Source organism: Lutispora thermophila DSM 19022, assembly GCF_900142105.1.
GTDB lineage: Bacteria > Bacillota > Clostridia > Lutisporales > Lutisporaceae > Lutispora > Lutispora thermophila.
This window is the reverse complement of the sequence record NZ_FQZS01000004.1, coordinates 103,906-123,707: the sequence shown is the minus strand read 5'-3', so window position 1 is coordinate 123,707 and position 19,802 is coordinate 103,906. Positions and strand designations below refer to the sequence as shown.

Genomic DNA, 19,802 nt, shown 5'->3' with positions numbered 1-19,802 from the left:
ATTCTTAGCTCTTAGTTCAATTATGCATAAAGTTCAGTGAATATGTCTCTTAATTCTTTGGATTCTCTCAAGATTTGGAGGGTTATGTCTGCATGGCCTCTTGTATAGCCGTTTCCTATTATCATTGTTACGTCGCTGCCAACACCTTCTGCTCCTAAAGCTGCTTTTGTAAAGCTTGTAGCCATGCTGAAGAAGTACACCAAACCTGTGTTCTTAGTGCAGAGTATGCTTGTCATTTCTGTATCAGGTACATTTACGTTGTTGATTGTTATGTCAGCCATTTCTCCGTTAGTTAATTCTGAAACTTTCTGCATTACTTCTGTAGGCATTTGAGCATTAGCTGTGAATACTACATCGCAGAAACCAAGTTTTCTAAGTCTTTCTGCACTCTTTTCGCTGTGGCAGAGTCCAAGAACCTTACCTGTAACTCCTGCTCTCTTTTTAGCTTCGTAGCAGCAAAGCATACCGGATTTACCGCCAGCACCTATTATAAGTACAGTGTCACCTGGTTTAACTAGTTTTGCAACCTGAGCTGGTGCACCTGCAACATCCAGAGCTGATAATACCAGCTTTTCAGGCATATCTGATGGAATCTTAGCATATATTCCGCTTTCGAACAATATTGCCTTTCCTTCTATGTCTACCTGGTCTATATCTTTTCTGATTTCTTTGATCTTGTCTATACGAAGAGGTGTCAATGAAAGAGAAACTAATGTAGCGATTTTGTCTCCAACCTTGAGGTCAGTTTTGCCTACCAAAGCTTCGCCTATCTTTTCTACTGTACCGATAAGCATTCCGCCGGAACCTGTAACAGGGTTCTGGTGTTTTCCTCTTTCTGCTACAATGCCCATCATGATTTCAGCGATTTTTGCCTCATCGCCGCCAGCCTGCTCTTCTATCTGAGTGAAACTAGCTGAGTCTATGTTTAGAGTCTGAACATTTATAAGAATTTCATTGTCGTAAAGCACATCCATGTTGTTGTCTATTTTTTTTGCAGGCTGTGGTAATACTCCTTTTGGTTCAATTACTCTGTGTGTACCATATTTGCATCCTTTTAGCATAATATTCCTCCTAACATCGTTAATTTTTTAACTTTTATAATCATTTTTAAAATGACAAAAAAATAATATTGCAAGAAGCATGCCATATTAAAAAAAGAAGCAAATAGCTTGATTTAGCTTATATGCTCCTTTTGTATCGCCGAATTTTAGGCTCTAAATTTTTATTCCATATTTGCTTATCTTATATTGAAGAGTTTGTCTAGGTATTTCCAGAATCTCCGCAGCTCTGGTTATATTGCCCCCTGTCTTCTGCATGGCTCTTTGAATCATAATACTCTCAACTTTGTTCAGGGTTTCTGTGAGAGGCTTTATGTCAGACCTTCTCATTTTTGATTTATTTTTAACATATATGTCCTGGAGATAATGTGGCAAAGCCTTTGGAGTTATCTCATTTCCCTCCGCCATATTCATGGCTCCTTCTATAGCATGTTCCAATTCCCTTACATTTCCGTGCCATGGGTATGACATAAAGAAATCCATGGCGCTTTGGGTTATTCCTTTAATATTTTTCCCCAGTATCTTATTGTATTTTTCTATAAAGAACTGGACCAGAACGGGTATATCTTCATAGCGCTCCCTTAGAGGAGGCATCCTGAGAGATATTACACTGAGCCGATAAAACAAGTCAGCTCTCATGCTTTTGCTTTCCAAAGCTTCTCTAGGATCTGTACCTATAGCTGTCATGATTCTTACATCCACATGGGTAACCTTTGTATCTCCTACCCTTCTTACATTGCTGTCCTGCAGCACCCTCAGAAGCTTAGCCTGAAGGTTTGGTGACATGGAGTTCACCTCATCGAGAAAGAGAGTTCCTCCATTTGCCAGTTCAAATAAGCCCGGTCTGTTTTCGGCCCCTGTAAAGCTTCCTTTTACGGTGCCGAAAAGTATGCTTTCCAACAGCGTATCAGGTATGGCTGCGCAGTTTTGAGCTATGAAGGGTTTGTTTCTTCTTGGACTCGCATTGTGTATGGCATGAACCAATAATTCCTTGCCTGTGCCTGTTTCTCCATATACCATTACTGGAGATGGGGAGTTGGAAACAGATAGCGCATCTTTTTTCAGCTTAAGCATGACTTCTGAAGTCCCTATTATATCAGCAAAGTTATAAACAGCTCCTCCGCTTTCCTTTTTCTTCCTTGTATGAACCTCTTTAAGAAGTTCTGCTTGCAGGTCCACAACCTTTTCCGACAATTTTTTGACTTCAGTTATGTCTTTGGATATCTCTACGGCGCCTATTATCTTTCTTCCTGATTTTATTGGAATAGTTGAGTTTAAAGTAGTTATAACCTGCCCTCTATAATTTCTGAATGATTGTTGATGATTCAATATTGGAGTGCCGGTTTTTATGACTTGCAATATTGTGCTTGTTTCGGCAGTAAGGGATGGGTATATTTCAAGTATGTGTCGGCCAATGGCCTCTTCCGGATTTATAGCATCCAACTCTGCAGCAAACTTATTGTAGTATATGATTCTTCCTGAGCTGTCTACAATGTGTATGCCATCATCAATGTGGTCTAGTATTTCCTCGATGTTCTCCTTGAAGAGAGAGTCTATCATCGTCACCCACCTCCAACTTCATTGAAAACTATTTTGCCAATTATTCGGCACATGTTGCTTTTAATTAGCAGGTATCACTACCTGCCAATTTATTATAACATTAATATGAAATTGAAACCACTATTAACTCTAAAATTCAGAAAAAACTAAAAAGATGCTGGATATGGGGATGCGTGATCCCTGGCACGCAGCAAGACCCTAAAGGAATACCCTAATATTTTTCTATATCCACCTTCTCTACCCAGCCTATGGGTTTGCTTAGGAAATTTTCTCCCACTTTTTTGAATTTTACCGGATTGTCGCTGGCGTAATATTTGTATTCAGCCTTGTGAGGTCTCTCATTTTTCAGCCCGTTGGAGTTTATCATCTTCTCCAGCACCTTCGCTGTTTCATAAGCCGGGTTCACCAGCCGTATATCTTTTCCCACCACTTCTTCAATTGTTTTTTCCAGTAGAGGATAGTGGGTACAGGCCATCACTAGTGCATCTATATCGCTGTTTTTGAAATCTCCCAGGTATTTTTCAGCTGTGAGCCTGGCTATATCCGTATCCTGCCAACCTTCTTCCACAATAGGTACAAATAGGGGACAGGCCTTGAGTATCATTTTTACATTGTTGTCTATATTGTATATGGCCCTTTCATAGGCTCCACTGGAGACGGTGGCCTCTGTGCCTATTATGCCTATTTTCTTGCTTTTGGTCATCTTGCAGGCGGTAACAGCTCCCGGCTCCACAACCCCCACTATTGGCAGATCGAAGCTCTGTTGAACCACGTCCAGGCTTGCCGCACTGGCAGTATTGCAGGCTATGACTATAGCTTTTACTCCCTTTTCCAAAAGAAACCTGATACATTGAAACGTATACTTTATGACTGTTTCCTTTGATTTGCTTCCGTATGGTACTCTTGCAGTATCTCCAAAATATATTATATCTTCATCAGGCAAAACTTCCATAATTTCCTTCACTACCGTCAATCCGCCTATTCCTGAGTCAAATACACCAATAGGTCGCTTATCCATAATTACCTCCACATTACAGCATCAATTTTTTCAATTCTCCTTCATCTGCTGGTTTTACTCTTACAAGTTCATATTCGCTATCTTTTGGCTTCTTGTATTTCACCAGTACTGATTTTTCATCCTTTGCTTTGCTGTAACGGGCTGCTATGGAAGCAGCAAATTCTATCTCATCCTTGGTTGGTTCATAACCCTTGGAAGCCTTTAATACCACTGTAGAACCGCTGTATTCTGCAGTGTTGAATACAAGCATGTCATCTGTGATGAGTTCCCTTAAGGCTTTGTACTCTTCTTCGTTTCTCGTGCTTATAGCTTTTGCTTTATCAGACAGGCGGAAATGTCTCCCTACCTTTAGAAGTTTTACATCATGGGCATCTGTATTTTCTTTGTCATGTTCATACAGATCTTTCAATCTGGCGGCAAAATTAGGATCTGTCAGGCTGCATCCTCCTGCAGGGCTTGGATATTCTACCAACCCCAGCTTCTCTGCCAAGGCCATTTGAGGCTTTCTTGTCTTGCCGCTGAATCCCATAAGCTTGCTTCTGTCTACCATTCCGCTGAGTTCCATTTGTGTTGGAGGGAGGTTCAAGGCGCTTAGAGGCCTAAGGATTTTATCCTCATAGCCTGATTCAGTTTTTACAATTTCCAGTGATTTGTAGTTCTGGGACATGGGTCTTTGATTCAAAACTTCTCCTGTTATAAGAAAATCATAGCCTTCTTCTTCCATTATCTTTCCTGCATAATTCAGCATCATTGCATGACAGTCTATGCAAGGGTTCATATTTTTGCCATAGCCATGCTTTGGATTTTTTGTCATAGCCAAATGTTCGTCAGTAAAATCCACTATTTTAAGAGGTATGCCTATTTGAGCCGCCATTTTCTCTGCGTTTTTGGTTCCAAAGAAGGCAGACTTGAAGGTAAGCCCCGTAACTTCGATGCCTTGATCCAAAATAAGCTTTGCTGCCAATCCGCTGTCCAGTCCTCCGGACATCAATGCTAATGCTCTTGCCATTTATATCAAATCCTTTCGTTTTTTAACCTCTTATCCATTTTACATTATTGTGTAAAATATCTGCCTTAATCATCTGTTCATCCGTCATATATGATAAGTAAGCAGACACTGTAGACAAGGTTAAATAATATTGGCTTATATTTAGTTTAACTTTATAGCGCTCTACTAAATATGCGGTGATTTCTTCCCTGGATCTGGGTTCACTGCAATAGTTCAAAATATTATCTGTTATTTCATATATCTTCTTCATGTTAGCTTCTATGGTAGGCATGGGGTCCTCCAGCACATCTCCATGACTGGGGACAAAATAATCATACTGTAAGCTCTTTAAATATTCAAGGGTATTGAGGGTATTTTTTATATCAGTATAATATGGTAAACCATGTTTGTCTAATATGTATTCCGAAAAGAAAGCATCCCCAGCAAATAGTACACCATCTTCTGAAGCTATGCCTATCATCCCCGGTGAATGACCGGATAAGGACACTATATTAAGCTTCACTCCTTGGATTTCATTTTCTCCTTCTTCTATAGTATGATTTACAGTGCTTTCCTTTGCCATTAGAAACTTATTTTTCATATCTTTTAGAGGGTTTGCTGAGAATAGATAAAAAGGTTCAATGATTGGACATTCAATTAACTGTCTCTCAAATTTAGAGGCAAATACGGGTATACCTGTCCTTTTTGCTATAAAGTTATTGCCTCCGCAATGATCTGCATGAGAGTGGGTATTAATTATAGCAGATGGCATAAGATTTTGCTCCCCCATAAGCTTAAGTATCTTTCTTCCCATATCATCGTCTAAACCAGTATCAACTATTATGGTTTTACCTTCACTATCGCTAATCAAGCCTATGTTTACGGCGCTATTTATATAATATGTACTTCCTTTTAGCTTTATAATGCTTTGGGGCATTTGCATCATCCTTTCTTTAAACCCATTAATTCAAGTTAATATCTAGGCAGAATTGTACTTCTCCATGGATTTTAAAAAGGCAGTCTAGCCATGCCAAACTGCTCAAATTCTACACCGGTGGTTTCTATAAATTATTATTTTCTGTATCAACGCTTGATATGATTTGAACTCCCTTCTCCCTTAATTTGTAGATATTATATCATAGGATTGTTTGATAATGAATATTTTTGTTCTGGAATCAATAAGAACGCCATTGCGGAAGTTTATATCAAGGTGGAATTATATTTTCTAAACATTATGAGAAAAGCTTCCGTTGGAAGCTTTTTAGCAATCAAGGAAGCCTTTCTTGAAACCCATTACGGAAAGTTAATATTAAGGTAGAATTATACTTTCTATAGGTTATAAAATAGACGGTGAAAAGCTCACCGCCTATCTTACTTTTAGATGTTATTGTCCGCCAACTTTTCTATTGGCAATTTCTATAGCCTTTGCTACGATGTTACCACAGTCTCTGGAAGAGACTCCACCCCAGCCCTGCGTGCTCACGATATGGTCTACGCCAAGTTCCTTAGCAATTTCGTATTTTAGTTCCTCGGACATAAGGCCTCTTCTGCTCATGGCCGCACCTCCTGTTTATTTAGGCTGTAATAATATTGTGCGTAATTTTTTCGCTTTTACACATATAAATTTTGCCAAACATATAGCCTTTGGACACTAGCCTCCATCAAAGTAAGACACAGAGAACCGTCCCCCATGTCTCACTGAGTGAGGATACCGTTTTCTTCTTTGATAACTCGCAGTATGTTTTCTTCATTGCCGTTTTCTGCATTTATATAGACAAAGTAGTCATTTCCGTTGTAGGTTCCCTTGAATTCATAGCAGAGCTGTTCTTTATCGCCGGGCAGGGGTATGATGGCCAGCTTCACTCTGTTTATCTCTATTTTCTTATTCACTTTTTCTCTGGCTTCAGCTTCTGTTATGGATGGCTTCAGCATATTTCTATCATGATGAGCCATCAGATACGGGTAAGCATCAAAACCTACTATATCTCCATTGTCCAAGGCTATCTTTACTTTCATCTGGTCCGGGTATACCAGCACACCATCGCCTTCTATTCCTACAAAGGTTACGGTAATGGTGTTATCATTCTTATAATGATAGGTGCTGGTGAGATTGCCAAAGCCTTGTTCCTTGAGGAAGTTTTTTGCCTTTTCTATGGCCTCATCGTCTGTCAGCTTCTTTTGCCCTACAGCCCTCTGGTCAAGCATCCAAAGGACATGACCACCTTTTTTGGTTACATCTATAAATATGGATTTGCTCCTGTCTCCATCCTTGGGAATAACCTCAAGTCCAAAGGTGTTTATCCTTCCCTTGCCGGAGCTTGCTTCTACAATTCTTCCCACCCTCTGACTACCAACAAACTTTTTGGCTCTTTCCTTGGCAGTTTCCATGTTAACATCTTCTTCCTTCTCCAACCCTTTAGGTTTGCCTTCTATCACATTATCAGAGAAGGGACCGTCATATATCATTGACGGATATTCGGAAAATCCCTTTTCAAGCTTTCCGAATTCTGAATCCAATGCATTTCCGGCAGCTTTTTTCAAGAAAAAGTTGCCCTTCTGGGTTATCTCCCCAAATTTTATCTTCCCTTCATTTATACTGGTCTGCATGGCTCTCAATTCATTTACCAGTCCATCAGCCAGCTTGTTTAGTTGCGAAAGGAGATTTAGCTGCTCTTCAGTCATCATCTTATCAGATGCATTTTGCCGTGATATGGACAAACTAAAGTCCGATACTTGGTTGAGAAATTTATGGGTTTTTTCCAGCACCCCTTGGGATATGGGTATCTCACTTAGGCTTTCTGCCGCAGAATAGCCGTTTTTCCATATTTGATTCATCAATGAATTGCTTTGAATATGGCTGCCTGTAACTTCTGCCTTGTCCAGCAGTATCTTCAGATTTTCCACGTCGGATACCATATCTCTGAAGGCTCTTTGGTATTGGTTCTGAAGGTAGGTCTTGTAATAATTTTTTTCATTGTTAACCATGTATCCGAAGGTACCTGTTCCAATTAAAGCTATGGCCAAAACAGCTGTTATGCTCTTCCATATTTTAAGGCTTCGATTATAGTCTCTGGTAATTTCGTCCAGTGTATTGTCTTCATGTCTTTTTTTCACATTATTATCTTCCACCAACTCCACCTCCTACTTAGCAAAATAGTGCTTGCCAATGACTTTTATGACGGGTCTGCTCCAAATCCAGCTGCTGGTGGTCTTGGCAGGATTGTAATAGTATAGGGCTCCGCCGGATGGATCCCAACCATTTAGAGCATCCTGAGCAGCCTTTAAAGCAGTTTCTCCTGGCGGTTGAAACATCTGACCGTCTGATACAGCCGTAAATGCTCCGGGTTGGAATATTACACCGGCTATGGTATTTGGAAACAGAGGGCTTCTGACTCTGTTCATTATTACTGCTCCTACTGCCACCTGGCCTATGTAGGGCTCCCCTCTTGCTTCACCATGGATGCATTGGGCCAACGTATATAGTTCATTTCCCCTGGCTCCACCGCTTCCTTTTGAAGCTTGTTTGCTTCCTCCGCCTCCTCCTGGTATGTTAATGCCTAATGCTTTTGCCGTCTGATCTCCCACTATGCCATCAGCCTTCAACCCATTTTTCCTTTGAAACTCCATCACCGCTAAACGGGTTTCATTGCCGTATATGCCGTCTATATTTCCTTTATAATATCCCCATCTTTTCAGTTTGTCCTGAACCACATATACATAATCCCCCCTTGAACCCCATTTGAGAAGAATGGTTTCTGCTCCATATCTAAGGGGATTTACAATATATCCTGAATTGATAAGCACTGTTAAAATAGCTGCACATGTCATGCCAGCTATGAGGAACTTATATTTCTTTAGGAATTTTAACAACATAAAAACACCTCCTGTTGTTTGATTTTATTTTTTGCAACAGAAGGTTATTTATTCTGTTTATATTTATATATGTTTCTTCCAAAGGGTACTAGATCCATTTGCCCAACTACTCTTTTCCTATTATCTTGGCAAGGTTTTTGTTAAAATCCTTGGCCATTTCCACCAGCTTAAACTTAATTTTAACCGTTTCTTTTTCATCATCTTTTTTGCTTTTTAATAGTTCCAGTTCATTTTCATCCAATATTTCCTTAAATTCTTCCAGAGTCTTTTCAGATACTACGCCTTGGGCTATGTCCACAAAGCAAAGGGGAGGAAACATTACACACCACCAGTTCTTGCCCTGGGCTTCACCTATCTTTACATTAAGAGCCTGGTAAGTTCCAGCGGGGAAGCTTAAATCACCGTAGACCTTTGTTGGAAACTCAAAGGTTCCAAACTCTATTTGAATAGGAAAATTCTTTCCTAATGTCGCCATTTCTTCTTTTGCCGCTGCCATAAGATTATCCATATTAGCTAATATGATACTCTTCACTTCTTCTTGAGTTTTAAGATCCTGGAGTTTTGGTTCCAATTCCTTTATTATGGCATCCCTTATATGAAGCTTAATGGACTGGTCCTCTGGCGAATCACTATTGGCTACCACATGAAGTCTTATTATTTTGTCCTTTATGTTTCCAAGAGTAGAATCATTATTAATATGTAAGTTCATAAGCAATCCAAATATGAAGAATGTAATAAGTATAAAGGATATTATTTTATATTTCATGTGAATCCTCCTTATAGAAGCAGGTATATGTTTGTATTCCCTACACTTAGATTGTTACCATATATTTGACCTATTATACAGATAATGTCTCATTATTTAATCTTGCCTATTCTTCTAATGGAAACATCCACTTTCACATCAATGATTATATTTTTTTCAAAGTTTTCATCAAAATTGTCCTTTATTTCTTCATATACCCTGGGATGATATTTAAATAGATATTCTCGAACACCCAAAAGATCCACTTTGTATTCCTCCTGCATTTTCTTCACCAATTCCAACGAGTCTTTCCTTATCTTTTGTTCTATTTTTGATTCAAGTGAAGCCAGCTTCTCCTTTTCCATCAGGTCCTTTTCCAAAGTATACTCTTCTATAGAGCCTTCTGTCTTCATGTTATATATGAGATAAATTTTCCCATCTTCAATCTTATCCAAGTATATTTTCCTTGAGAAATGAGAGAAATTGAAAGGTATAGAAATACTTCCATCCTCAATTTCTATTACCCCTCCCCTGGCTTTACCGTTGAGCCATTTCCATGCTATTGCCTCTGTTGTATTAAGATGCCCTATATGTTTGTAATCCTTTATAATCCCCAAATTTTTTGATATTAATCCGTCTTCATGAAGCTCAATATCAGGAATAACCCCATCCCCTTCATTGTCCAGAAGCTGTCTGGCAAAATCCAAAAAACTAACATTTCCAACACGAGTAGCATATTTCTCATTTTCTGCAATCCCTGTTATATAGTAGGCCAACAAACTTTTCATCTTCGGTTTTGCCTTCAATATATCCGCAGCCTCACCAAGAGTCATGAACACATACATACTGGTATTAAATTGGGTTCCTCTTCTGAAGGCGTCCAGTATGGCTTTGAACAATACCTCGTCCTCCAACAATTCTTTGCCGAATATCAATGCCTTTGTATGTTCATAGGTATGGTATTGGGCAAATCTCTGGAGGAGCCTGGTTATAGCAATGTGATATGAAGGAGCTTGAACTTCAAAGGTTACATAATCATTTACCTTGCCTTCCTCAGCCTTTGCGGTATCTGGATTAACAAAGCTGAAGCTATATTTGTCCAGAATTCCTGTTTCATTATCCTCGCTTTTTCCATCTGCCTTATCCACTCCTATTGCAAGTACAAAGGCTCTATCTTCCAATTCTACTTTGTCCCAGCATCCTGTCAACAACAGCATGCAAGCCATGAGCATAGAAAGGATTCTAATCTTTTTCATGATACCTCACCCCTTACCTTTCTTATCCATGCAATAACAAGCAGCACAATTGGAATGAGAAAGATCAATATTATACCCAAATACTGGAATAAAAAGTTTTCCATTTCCTTTAGGTAAACTATGTTTTGAGGCAACAGAGCCATATAATATATAATAGGTACCAAAGGAAGAACAAATTGTTTTTGCTCTTTGGTTCCCAATATCTTTGAAATTGAATAGGTTACTACAAAGTACAAGGACACTATGGTGGTATATACGGTAAAAAGCCATATGGCCAGCATAACCGCATCCAGCCTTTCTAAGAACAAGTCGGGAAGATCTATGTCCCTTACATATCCCAGAAGAGGCCATATAGAATCTTTAAGCATGGTTACTCCAAACATGGTGAGACATAGGATGATGATAACCATATAAAGAACAGTGACAAAAATTATCCCTATGTTGGCGCTCTTGTATGCTTTCTTAGGGTTTTCCATAAAACCAACATAAAACATCAAAACTTCATAACCTGCAAAACTAAGAGCCATGTTAGGCAAAGATACTAAAATCTTTGATGATAGATTGTAAAAAACAGGCATAATATTAGTTAAATCCAAGTCTGCAATGCCTGGGATCATGATGAGAAACAAAGGTATAAACAGCAAAGGAAAAAACATTTCCATAACCCTGGCTACACACTCAACTCCTCCTCTTACCGCATATGTTGCTGTCAGGATCATGGTCAGCATTATAACCTCGGAAGGAGTTCTCAAAAGCAAAGAAGACTTTATAACCTCATTGATGATTCTTACTTCATAGGCTACAAATATGATGAAGTAAATGGCATAGATCGCAGTAATGATTTTACCTGGCACCTTTCCCACTATATCTTGAGCATACTCAGGCAGAGTTTTATTTGGAAACCTGTTGTTTATCATCAGTATGATGTTCAAAGGCATAAGGTTCAATAAACCTCCAATGAGTATTACAAACCAGCTATCGGATCCTGCTGTATCAGCCAGTTGGGCCGGCAGAGAAAAGATGCCTACACCTACTATTGTCATGATGACTATCATGGTTATTTGGTAAGGGCTTATGGTATCATTGTTTTTTATCATTCTTGGGACCTCCTTTTGCCTTCTGGTTTATTATACCCCTGTTGTTTCTCAACCTAATTTTGTTTCTAGAGGTTAAAGAAGGCCGTCTTACCATCTTGTATATAGGAGCCCTATACACTGTATCCTTTAAATCTGTAGTTCTCATGGCTACAAAAGGCGCAAGGTATGGTACATTAAAGCTCTTCAGTCTTGTCAAGTGGGTTATTATCAATATAAACCCCAAAGTCAAGCCATATAATCCCAGCAGCCCTGCAATAATCATCAGTCCAAACCGCATTATGCGAAACCCAATTGATAAGTTATAGCTTGGGTTGGCAAAGGAGGCTATTGCAGTCAAGGCCACTACAATGACCATTATGGGGCTTACTATGCCTGCCTGAACCGCTGCCTGACCGATTACAAGACCTCCGACAATGCCTATGGTGTTGCCTATAGGAGCTGGCAGTCTTATTCCTGCTTCTCTCAAAAGCTCTAAAGTCATTTCCATTACGAAAGCTTCCACCACTGCCGGAAAGGGCACACCTTGTCTTGAGGCTGCTATGGATAGCACCAGCCTAGTTGGTATTATTCCTGGATTATAGGATGTAAAGGCTATATACAACCCTGGCAAAAGCATGGCTATGAAACTGGCTATGATTCTTATGAATCTAAGGACTGAGGCAATAAACCATCGATCGTAATAATCTTCAGGAGATTGGAACATACTGTTTAAAGTGGCAGGAACAATCAGGGCAAAGGGGGTATTATCCACCAATATGACTACTCTGCCCTCATACAGCTCTGCAGCTACATGATCCGGTCGTTCTGTTATAGATATCTGGGGAAAAGGAGAATAGGGATCATCTTCTATAAACTGCTCTATATAACCGCTGTCCAATATTGCATCGATTTCTATGGACTCAAGTCTTCTCAAAACTTCATCCACTAATTCCTTTGTGACTATGTCCTCTATGTAAAATATGCCCACATCTGTTTTGCTTCTTACTCCTATCTTCATCTGCTTCAACTTCAACCTAGGGTCTCTTATCCTTCTCCTCACCAAAGCCGTATTCTTTCTGAAGGTTTCTACAAAACCATCTCTGGGACCTCTGATAACAGATTCTGTATTAGGCTCATTGACTCCTCTTGTAGGCCAACCTTTTGCTCCTATGGTTATCAATGTGGCAGTGCCGTCTATAAATAATACTGCATCTCCGATCAATATATCCAATATGGCTTCATCCAAATCTTCAGTCCCTTTCAGTTCTGAAGCAGGCAAATTGCCATAACGCACCAATTCATAGAGCTTATCAGCAAATTTAGAAGCATCGGGCGCTACTTCTCTGGCGCTGATCATCAATGACTCCAATACCGTCATGTTAAGTAAAGTTGTATCACTCATTCCGTCTATATACACAAGGGTGAATCGGAGTTTTTGCTCTTCCCCTACAACAAATTCTTTGTAGACTATATCGTCACAGTCTTTGAGCGTTTCCTTTACTTTTCCAATGTTTATATCTAAAGAGTCAGTGGTCCTGTTTTTTATTTCTTTATCGTTGTCAGAGCTTTTTTTGTTTCCATTAAAAAGTGACACATTACCACCTCGCAGTATTATTTATGATAGCCATTGCCACAGCTAATATTATCCAAATTATGCTTACAAAGGATGTTATTTTTGCATCCCTCATAAGACCTTCACTTTTGAGAGCAGGCCTGTCAACAAATAACTCAAATATTGATATAAGGACAATAAGTACGAATACCGGAGCATCCATAAAATCTTTTATGCTTAATAAGAATTTTTGTAACAAAAAACCACAGCCTTTCTGCAAACATTCTTTAGTTATATTTTGCAGGCTGTGGATTTATTATACATAGGGATCATTCCTTGCTTAGGTATGTCCCCGGCGTTATTATTACAATAGGAGATGATTGATACAAACTCATTAATCGGTAATTATAAAGCTGATAAATATTTTTCTACCAGTTCTATGTCCGATGTTTTATCAACATCGTTACCTATTTCGGGATAGGGGGATATGACTACTCCCGCATTTATATTCAGAAGGCTATCGCATTTTTTCTTTATCGCATCTATAGTCAGCATTCCCAACGACAGCTTCAGTAAAAACATTATGCCTAAAGTTCTTGCCATCTTGGCTGGATTTTTTCTGTGTTTGAGCATTTCATCAACAAATTCTCTGCATCTGTCCCTTATCTCCGGTTTGAAATAGAACACGTTTCCTCCGGTAAATTGGCCTTCCTTTAGTTTTGCATAGGTTCTTTTGGCTTCCGGATACTTTTCATCATTTGTACTTTTTTCTACTATAGAATAACACAGGTCCACATTTTTTTGCTTTGCATTTTCTATAAAGTGTTCTATGGCCTCAGGAGTTATCATTGGAATATCACAGGTTAGCAGCAGTATTTCCTCATCTTGGGAGAATTCCTCCAATGCCAAAATTATATTATCCACTATGGATTCTGTGCCCTGGATAATATAGTCTGCCTTGCCCTGAAGGGCCTTTGACAATTGCTCCTTGTCTCCTACCACTGCTATTTTATCTATGTAGGATACCTTTCTTACACTATCCAAAACATAATCTATCATATATCTGTCGTTAATCTTCAGCAGAGCCTTGTTTTCCAATGCTTTGAAGTTTTCATTCTTCTTCTCTCCTGCCAGTATGATAGCATTCATGTTCCTCACCTCTTGATATCACATGTTACAATCACTGGGCAAGGGCTTGACAACAAATATTTCATTTACCATTTGTTTTATATGTTCATAAGCCATATAGGCTTGGGATTGATCCTTAAATAGGCCAAATACCGTAGGTCCGCTTCCGCTCATGACACTGCCCAAAGCTCCATATTCCATAAGCTTTTCTTTAATGTCTTTAATCAGAGGGCATTTTTTAATGGTTACATATTCAAGGACATTCCATAAGTTATCACCTATTTTGTTAAGATTGCCTTCGTTTATTGCTTCTATAATGGCATCTATGTCCGGTCTTCTGGTGATTTCCTCCAGATCTATTCCCTCGTATACTTCTTTGGTGGATATGTCCATATCAGGCTTGGCCAGAAGTATGTAACATTCCGGCATAGATTTGAGATTGGTAAGTTTTTCACCTAGCCCTTCAGCAAGCGCAGTGCCTCCCGTTATACAGAAGGGCACATCAGAACCCAGCTTCTTTGCAGCTTCCAGCATCTCTGTCTTGGTAAGCTTCAGATTCCAAGCTTTGTCCAGAAGCTTCAGCACTGCTGCCGCATCTGTACTTCCTCCTGCCAGACCTGCAGATATGGGAATGTTTTTCTCTATATGAATCTCTACGCCTGATTTTACATTGTATTTGTGCCGGATATATTCAGCGGTTTTATATACAATATTCTTGCCATCTGTAGGTATGTTCTTTGAGTTGGAGGTGACGGTAATCCTGCCTCCGTGAACAGGCTTTAGCGATATTACGTCATATAAGGCTACAGATTGCATTATCATCTTAACATCATGAAAACCGTCGGGCCTTTTGCTCAGCACATCTATAGCAAGGTTTATCTTTGCAGGTGCTTTTTGTATGTATTTCATGTTATCACGCTCCGATTGTATTCTACAATAACATTATAATACACGGATTTGCTTTTGGGTATTCCTTATTCTGTCCCTAGTCTCTAGTTGCAAGGGTTTTTCTCCAGGGTCTTTTAGGGAACACGGATGTAAACGGAGGGTATCACGGATTGACACGGTGGTGGATTTTTTAGAACACTAAAAGACACTAAAATTTCACCAAAATACACTAGAGTGGATATTTTTATAACATGATAATCTTAAAGAAGTATGTATACTGCATCGATTAGGGTAAATAAGGTATTCCTTTCCCGTCCTGATACTTGGCTCGCGGCACGTAGCACGTAGCTCTAAGCTCAGAGCATAAAAATAAAAGCTAGAGAGTGCTGTTCCCTAGCCAATTTATGAATTAACTGCCTGTTGACTATCTGCCTATTTTTTTGATAGTCTCATATTTTTCATTATGAGTATCTTATCCCCCTCATTGATTTTATCCGGATTTTCTATGTTATTGACTTTAGCTATGGCGTCTACTGTGGTGTTATATTTCTTCGCAACTTTCCAGAGGGTATCGTTCTTCCCTACCACATATACGGTTACTGCCGGTAGAGTATTATAATCCAACACTATTCCTTCCTTTTCCTCTACCTTGTCTATAAGTTTTTTGGTTCTCTTGTTATAAGCATCTACTATGGTGATTATTATTATTCTGAAATCTACTATAGTATTGCTTATGGCAGAGAAGGTTATGCTGTCAATATTGCATGCCACTCTGGCATTCATTTCTGTATTGACTCCATACAAATCCAGCACTGTTCTGAAGGGATACTGATCCTTGAGAGCATTCATGGGTTCACCGCTGAAGGATGATGCATAAATACAGTCTACATCCAAGGTACCCTCCACCGCTACCTTGTCATCCATGACTTTGACTTCATTTACAATTACCCTGGCATCCATTGAGCATACTTTTTCAATTTCCGGGCTTTTTGGGTTAATACTCAGGCTTTCCTTTATGACTGTGCTGTTTATGGCTCTGCCCATGAATTCGTCAAATACATAATCTTCCTTTTCCATCTCCAGCTCTGAAGTAGGGCTATAGAGATCATTGAGAATATCAGGAGCCAAATCCTTGTATGTCTTGCCTATTAAGTCCATATTGGCATTGACGGATATTTTTTTGTTCTGTCCTTCGTCGTTTTCATATACATCCAAATAGCAATCCTTTAGTTGAAGATCTGCTATGCTTTCCATATTGCTTTCTGCTTCAGGCATTTCTATGTACTCGGTAAAAGGAATTTCTCCCTCGAAGTTCTCAATGGATCCATCATTGGAAGACTTGTATAGCAATGTAAAGCATAGGCTACCGCTTATCTGGAGCTTGCCATCCATTGTGACCAGGTCTTTTATCGCTGCCTTAAAATCAGTTTTTAGCACTTCGTCTACAGCCGGTTTTTCCGGACTTAGTTCCATTTCCTCCTTTATGGTGTATTTATCTTTCATGAGTCCTGCTAATTCCTTTACTCCGAAGCTTTCCCTCAATACCTGTATGTCTGCCGCTCCTCTGGCATCTACAGGCAGCTCCATATCAAATATATCTTCAACCATGCAGTTTATGTCCATTATTACTCTGATTCTTATTTTCCTTGAGTTGATTATTTCAGATTCTACATGTTGTATTACTACATCCACCCATTCCTTCATGCGAGGTTTTGCACCGGGCACTTCAATGGAGTGGCTGAAATCCGCAGATATATTGATGCAATTAAGGGGTCTTCCTTCCATATCTGCAGCATATAAAACGTTCATAAGCACTTGGCCGTCTATCATTACTTTATCTCCTGCAGTTTCAGAGTTTTTGATTATTACTCGGGCAGAGGGATATAGTATCTTATATACATCCGGACTGACATCTGGTACATTTATGTCCTCTTCCACCACAGTGCTGGATATTTCTTGCCCAATTATCCTGCATAGCTTTAACGGATTCTTTATTAATTCAACAGGCATCCTTTTCCTCCTCCTATCAATAATTTGGCTTTTCCCACCTTTTGGGACAGCTAAGTTCTATATATATGTATATGAGGAGGGAAAGGTTTTATGACAAAAAAATAAATAACTGGTCAGCCTGCATTAGCCTCCAGTCTCCATAACAGGGTATTCCTTGGCATAAGAAATATGACTGTATAAGCCTTTATGCTTATACAGTCATATAAATTTAAGTTTCGAGCTATGGATTACAAATTCCCAGTGGCCAAAAATCTCCGCAGCAGCATGCTGTTGCGGAGATTTTAACCTATTCCATAATTCTCTTTTCCAATATCTGATCCATGCTGAAGTTTTCAATCTGGAGATAGTATTCTGCACAATCTATCAGCGCTTTCATAGGCAGCAGACCTATAACTTCGCTTCCAACCACCGGCACACCGTATCTCTGTGCCTCCATTTTTACCATTTCAAAGGCTCTGTATACAGCTGTCTTTTCATAGTTGGTGAGGTTCATGGATACTTGAACAATGTTTCTTTCTTCCAGTTTCACGCCCATGGCTTTGACGAATCTCAATCCCCCGCCTATGTGCCTTACGGTTTTGGCAATTTTATCAGCTATTTCTATATTACTGGTACCAAGGTTTACATTGAATGCTACCAATGGAGCTCTTGCCCCTACCGCCGTTGCACCGGATTTTACATTCATTTCGCATGGGCCGAAGTCAGGTTTCCAATTTTCATCTTTTATCTTTTCAAAGAAACCTTCATATTGTCCTTTTCTTACATCTGCAAGGTTGGTTCTTTCTGGCCTTGTTGCAGCATTTTCATATAGATATACAGGAATGTTCAACTCCTCGCCTATTCTCTTGCCCACTTCTCTAGCTATTTCAACACATTCGTCCATAGTAACATCGGATATGGGTATAAAAGGAACCACATCGGTGGCACCCATTCTAGGATGACCTCCTTTATGGACTGCCATATCAATTAACTCTGAAGCCTTCTTTGTTAGATTGAATGCAGCAACCTTTACTGCTTCAGGGTTTCCTATAAATGTTACAACGGTTCTGTTATGATCTGTGTCCGATGAGTAGTCAAGGAGCTTCACCCCTTCTACCTTTCTTACCTCATCAACTATTTTCTCAATGACTTCTTTGTTAATACCTTCACTGAAATTAGGTACACACTCTACAAGTTTTGCCATTTTTATCCCTCCAAATGTTATGGTAACATTACTGATGCTCAAATTCAACCATCAGCAAAGTGTGCCAATTTTTATATTTATTTGAAAAAGTTTATAAACCAAATGATGTTTGGAATGTGTATAAGGTCTACCAGGAATGCACCGACGAGAGGTACTATGAGCATAGCCCTCGGCGCAGGACCAAACTTTTCTGTTACTGCACCCATATTAGCCATTGCATTGGGGGTAGCTCCTAGACCATGGCCTGCCATCCCTGCACACATGGCTGCAGCATCGAAATCCCTTCCAAGAAGTCTGAAGCAAATAAATATCGTATATATGATAATAAATATCACCTGGCAGATTAATATAATGAGCAGCGGTATGGCTAGACCCGCCAATTCCCATATCTTCAATGTCATCAAGGCCATTGAAAGGAATATTCCTAAAGATACATCTCCTATCAAATCCACAACATGATAGTCAAAGTTATATAATTTAACGTTATCATTTATATTTCTAAATATAACTGCTATGAACATAGCGCTTACATATCCAGGAAGAGCAAAATCTGTGACGTTTGTAAACCATGTTCCAACTATTGTTCCTAATGTCATACATACAGTTATAACCGCAAGGTGACTCAAAAAAGATTTAGCTGTTATTTCCGAAACAACATCTCTTTCTGCTGCTTCTTCAAAGGACTGTACCTGGAATTTCTCCGTAACAGGCTTCAAATTATTCTTTTCAATTAAGTATTTAGCTATAGGACCTCCTATAAGTCCTCCAGAAATAAGTCCAAATGTAGCAGCAACAACAGCTACAGCAGATGCACCTGTAACACCCAACTGCTCAGCAGTGGCTCCGAAAGATGCTGCTGCGCCATGACCTCCTACCAGAGAGGTTGCACCGGCCATAACACCCAAGATGGGATGTATGCCTGTAAGTTTTGCCAATAGTACTCCTATAATATTCTGAGATATGGATAATAATGCACTAAGAGCCCAATATATTACAAGTAGTATTCCGCCTTTTTTCAACAATTTAAAGCTTCCTCCCAACCCTACAGTTGTAAAGAAAGCAATCATAAAAGGTGATTGGAAGGTTGTGTCCATATTAAATGCAATTATATTGGTCTGCCTAAAAATAAAAGCCAAAATAGAAAATAATAGACCACCGATAACAGGAGCTGGAATACAGAATTTTTCAAAGAAAAATACTTTCTTTCTAATCTGATATCCAAGCAGCAACAATAGTAAAGCCAATGCCAAAGTTGCAATCATATCCAGTTTTAGGTTCATAACTCCATCCACTACTTCAAATGCCATAAAATTACCTCCCTTTATAAATATTAAATATTTTATGGCATCATTGAAGTGCAAATTTCATGCCAATGGAAACCCTTGTCCAATCTTTGAATTAAGCAGCTTCCAATAGATACATATTCATAGGACCCCTGCAAAAATTGCAGAGCGGCAATATTTGCAG

Annotated in this window: 18 protein-coding genes; all 18 read right to left on the bottom strand. The window is 39.3% G+C overall.

What is annotated here, in order from left to right; genetic code table 11:
- Positions 1-20: 20 nt before the first annotated feature.
- Entirely contained in the window at positions 21-1,061 is a 1,041-nt protein-coding gene (kdd, locus tag BUB48_RS02665; RefSeq protein ID WP_073024269.1) for an L-erythro-3,5-diaminohexanoate dehydrogenase, read from the bottom strand.
- A 153-nt stretch (positions 1,062-1,214) separates the two neighbouring features.
- Positions 1,215-2,618, bottom strand: a complete 1,404-nt coding sequence (locus tag BUB48_RS02660; protein WP_175548333.1) for a sigma-54 interaction domain-containing protein — start codon at positions 2,616-2,618, stop codon at positions 1,215-1,217.
- Positions 2,619-2,829: 211 nt separating this feature from the next.
- Entirely contained in the window at positions 2,830-3,636 is an 807-nt protein-coding gene (gene murI / locus BUB48_RS02655) for a glutamate racemase (RefSeq protein WP_073024265.1), read from the bottom strand.
- Positions 3,637-3,649: 13 nt separating this feature from the next.
- Entirely contained in the window at positions 3,650-4,645 is a 996-nt protein-coding gene (locus tag BUB48_RS02650; RefSeq protein ID WP_073024263.1) for a DUF814 domain-containing protein, read from the bottom strand.
- Positions 4,646-4,667: 22 nt separating this feature from the next.
- Positions 4,668-5,561 carry an MBL fold metallo-hydrolase gene (locus BUB48_RS02645; protein ID WP_073024261.1) on the bottom strand — a complete coding sequence of 298 codons (894 nt, stop codon included), beginning with the start codon at positions 5,559-5,561 and terminating at the stop codon, positions 4,668-4,670.
- A 447-nt stretch (positions 5,562-6,008) separates the two neighbouring features.
- Positions 6,009-6,179: a small, acid-soluble spore protein, alpha/beta type gene (locus BUB48_RS02640; RefSeq protein ID WP_073024259.1), complete on the bottom strand. Its 171-nt coding sequence runs from the start codon at positions 6,177-6,179 to the stop codon at positions 6,009-6,011.
- Between the two features lie 140 nt (positions 6,180-6,319).
- Positions 6,320-7,753 carry a germination protein YpeB gene (gene ypeB / locus BUB48_RS02635; protein WP_175548332.1) on the bottom strand — a complete coding sequence of 478 codons (1,434 nt, stop codon included), beginning with the start codon at positions 7,751-7,753 and terminating at the stop codon, positions 6,320-6,322.
- Positions 7,754-7,765: 12 nt separating this feature from the next.
- Positions 7,766-8,497: a spore cortex-lytic enzyme gene (gene sleB / locus BUB48_RS02630; RefSeq protein WP_073024257.1), complete on the bottom strand. Its 732-nt coding sequence runs from the start codon at positions 8,495-8,497 to the stop codon at positions 7,766-7,768.
- Positions 8,498-8,603: 106 nt separating this feature from the next.
- Positions 8,604-9,263 (bottom strand): stage II sporulation protein R, encoded by a 660-nt coding sequence (spoIIR, locus tag BUB48_RS02625; protein ID WP_073024255.1) that lies wholly within the window; start codon positions 9,261-9,263, stop codon positions 8,604-8,606.
- A 92-nt stretch (positions 9,264-9,355) separates the two neighbouring features.
- Positions 9,356-10,498 (bottom strand): Ger(x)C family spore germination protein, encoded by a 1,143-nt coding sequence (locus BUB48_RS02620; RefSeq protein ID WP_073024253.1) that lies wholly within the window; start codon positions 10,496-10,498, stop codon positions 9,356-9,358.
- The gene (locus tag BUB48_RS02615; protein WP_073024251.1) at positions 10,495-11,595 is read right to left on the bottom strand and encodes a GerAB/ArcD/ProY family transporter; all 1,101 of its coding nucleotides are present in this window, start codon (positions 11,593-11,595) and stop codon (positions 10,495-10,497) included. The genes BUB48_RS02620 and BUB48_RS02615 overlap by 4 nt, the downstream gene beginning before the upstream one ends.
- Positions 11,579-13,168, bottom strand: a complete 1,590-nt coding sequence (locus BUB48_RS02610) for a spore germination protein (RefSeq protein ID WP_073024250.1) — start codon at positions 13,166-13,168, stop codon at positions 11,579-11,581. Before BUB48_RS02610 ends, BUB48_RS02615 begins: the two co-directional genes overlap by 17 nt.
- Before the next feature lies 1 nt (position 13,169).
- Positions 13,170-13,385, bottom strand: a complete 216-nt coding sequence (locus BUB48_RS02605) for a CLC_0170 family protein (RefSeq protein WP_073024248.1) — start codon at positions 13,383-13,385, stop codon at positions 13,170-13,172.
- Between the two features lie 146 nt (positions 13,386-13,531).
- Positions 13,532-14,275 carry a nucleotidyltransferase family protein gene (locus tag BUB48_RS02600; RefSeq protein WP_073024246.1) on the bottom strand — a complete coding sequence of 248 codons (744 nt, stop codon included), beginning with the start codon at positions 14,273-14,275 and terminating at the stop codon, positions 13,532-13,534.
- Between the two features lie 18 nt (positions 14,276-14,293).
- On the bottom strand, positions 14,294-15,163 hold the full coding sequence (gene ispE / locus BUB48_RS02595) for a 4-(cytidine 5'-diphospho)-2-C-methyl-D-erythritol kinase (RefSeq protein WP_073024232.1): 870 nt from the start codon (positions 15,161-15,163) through the stop codon (positions 14,294-14,296).
- Between the two features lie 411 nt (positions 15,164-15,574).
- A complete protein-coding gene (locus tag BUB48_RS02590; protein ID WP_073024230.1) occupies positions 15,575-17,152 on the bottom strand; it encodes a DUF3794 and LysM peptidoglycan-binding domain-containing protein in 1,578 nt (525 codons plus the stop codon).
- A gap of 286 nt (positions 17,153-17,438) precedes the next feature.
- On the bottom strand, positions 17,439-18,335 hold the full coding sequence (gene ftcD, locus BUB48_RS02585) for a glutamate formimidoyltransferase (protein ID WP_073024228.1): 897 nt from the start codon (positions 18,333-18,335) through the stop codon (positions 17,439-17,441).
- A 77-nt stretch (positions 18,336-18,412) separates the two neighbouring features.
- Positions 18,413-19,615: a sodium/glutamate symporter gene (gltS, locus tag BUB48_RS02580; protein WP_073024506.1), complete on the bottom strand. Its 1,203-nt coding sequence runs from the start codon at positions 19,613-19,615 to the stop codon at positions 18,413-18,415.
- Positions 19,616-19,802 lie beyond the last annotated feature (187 nt).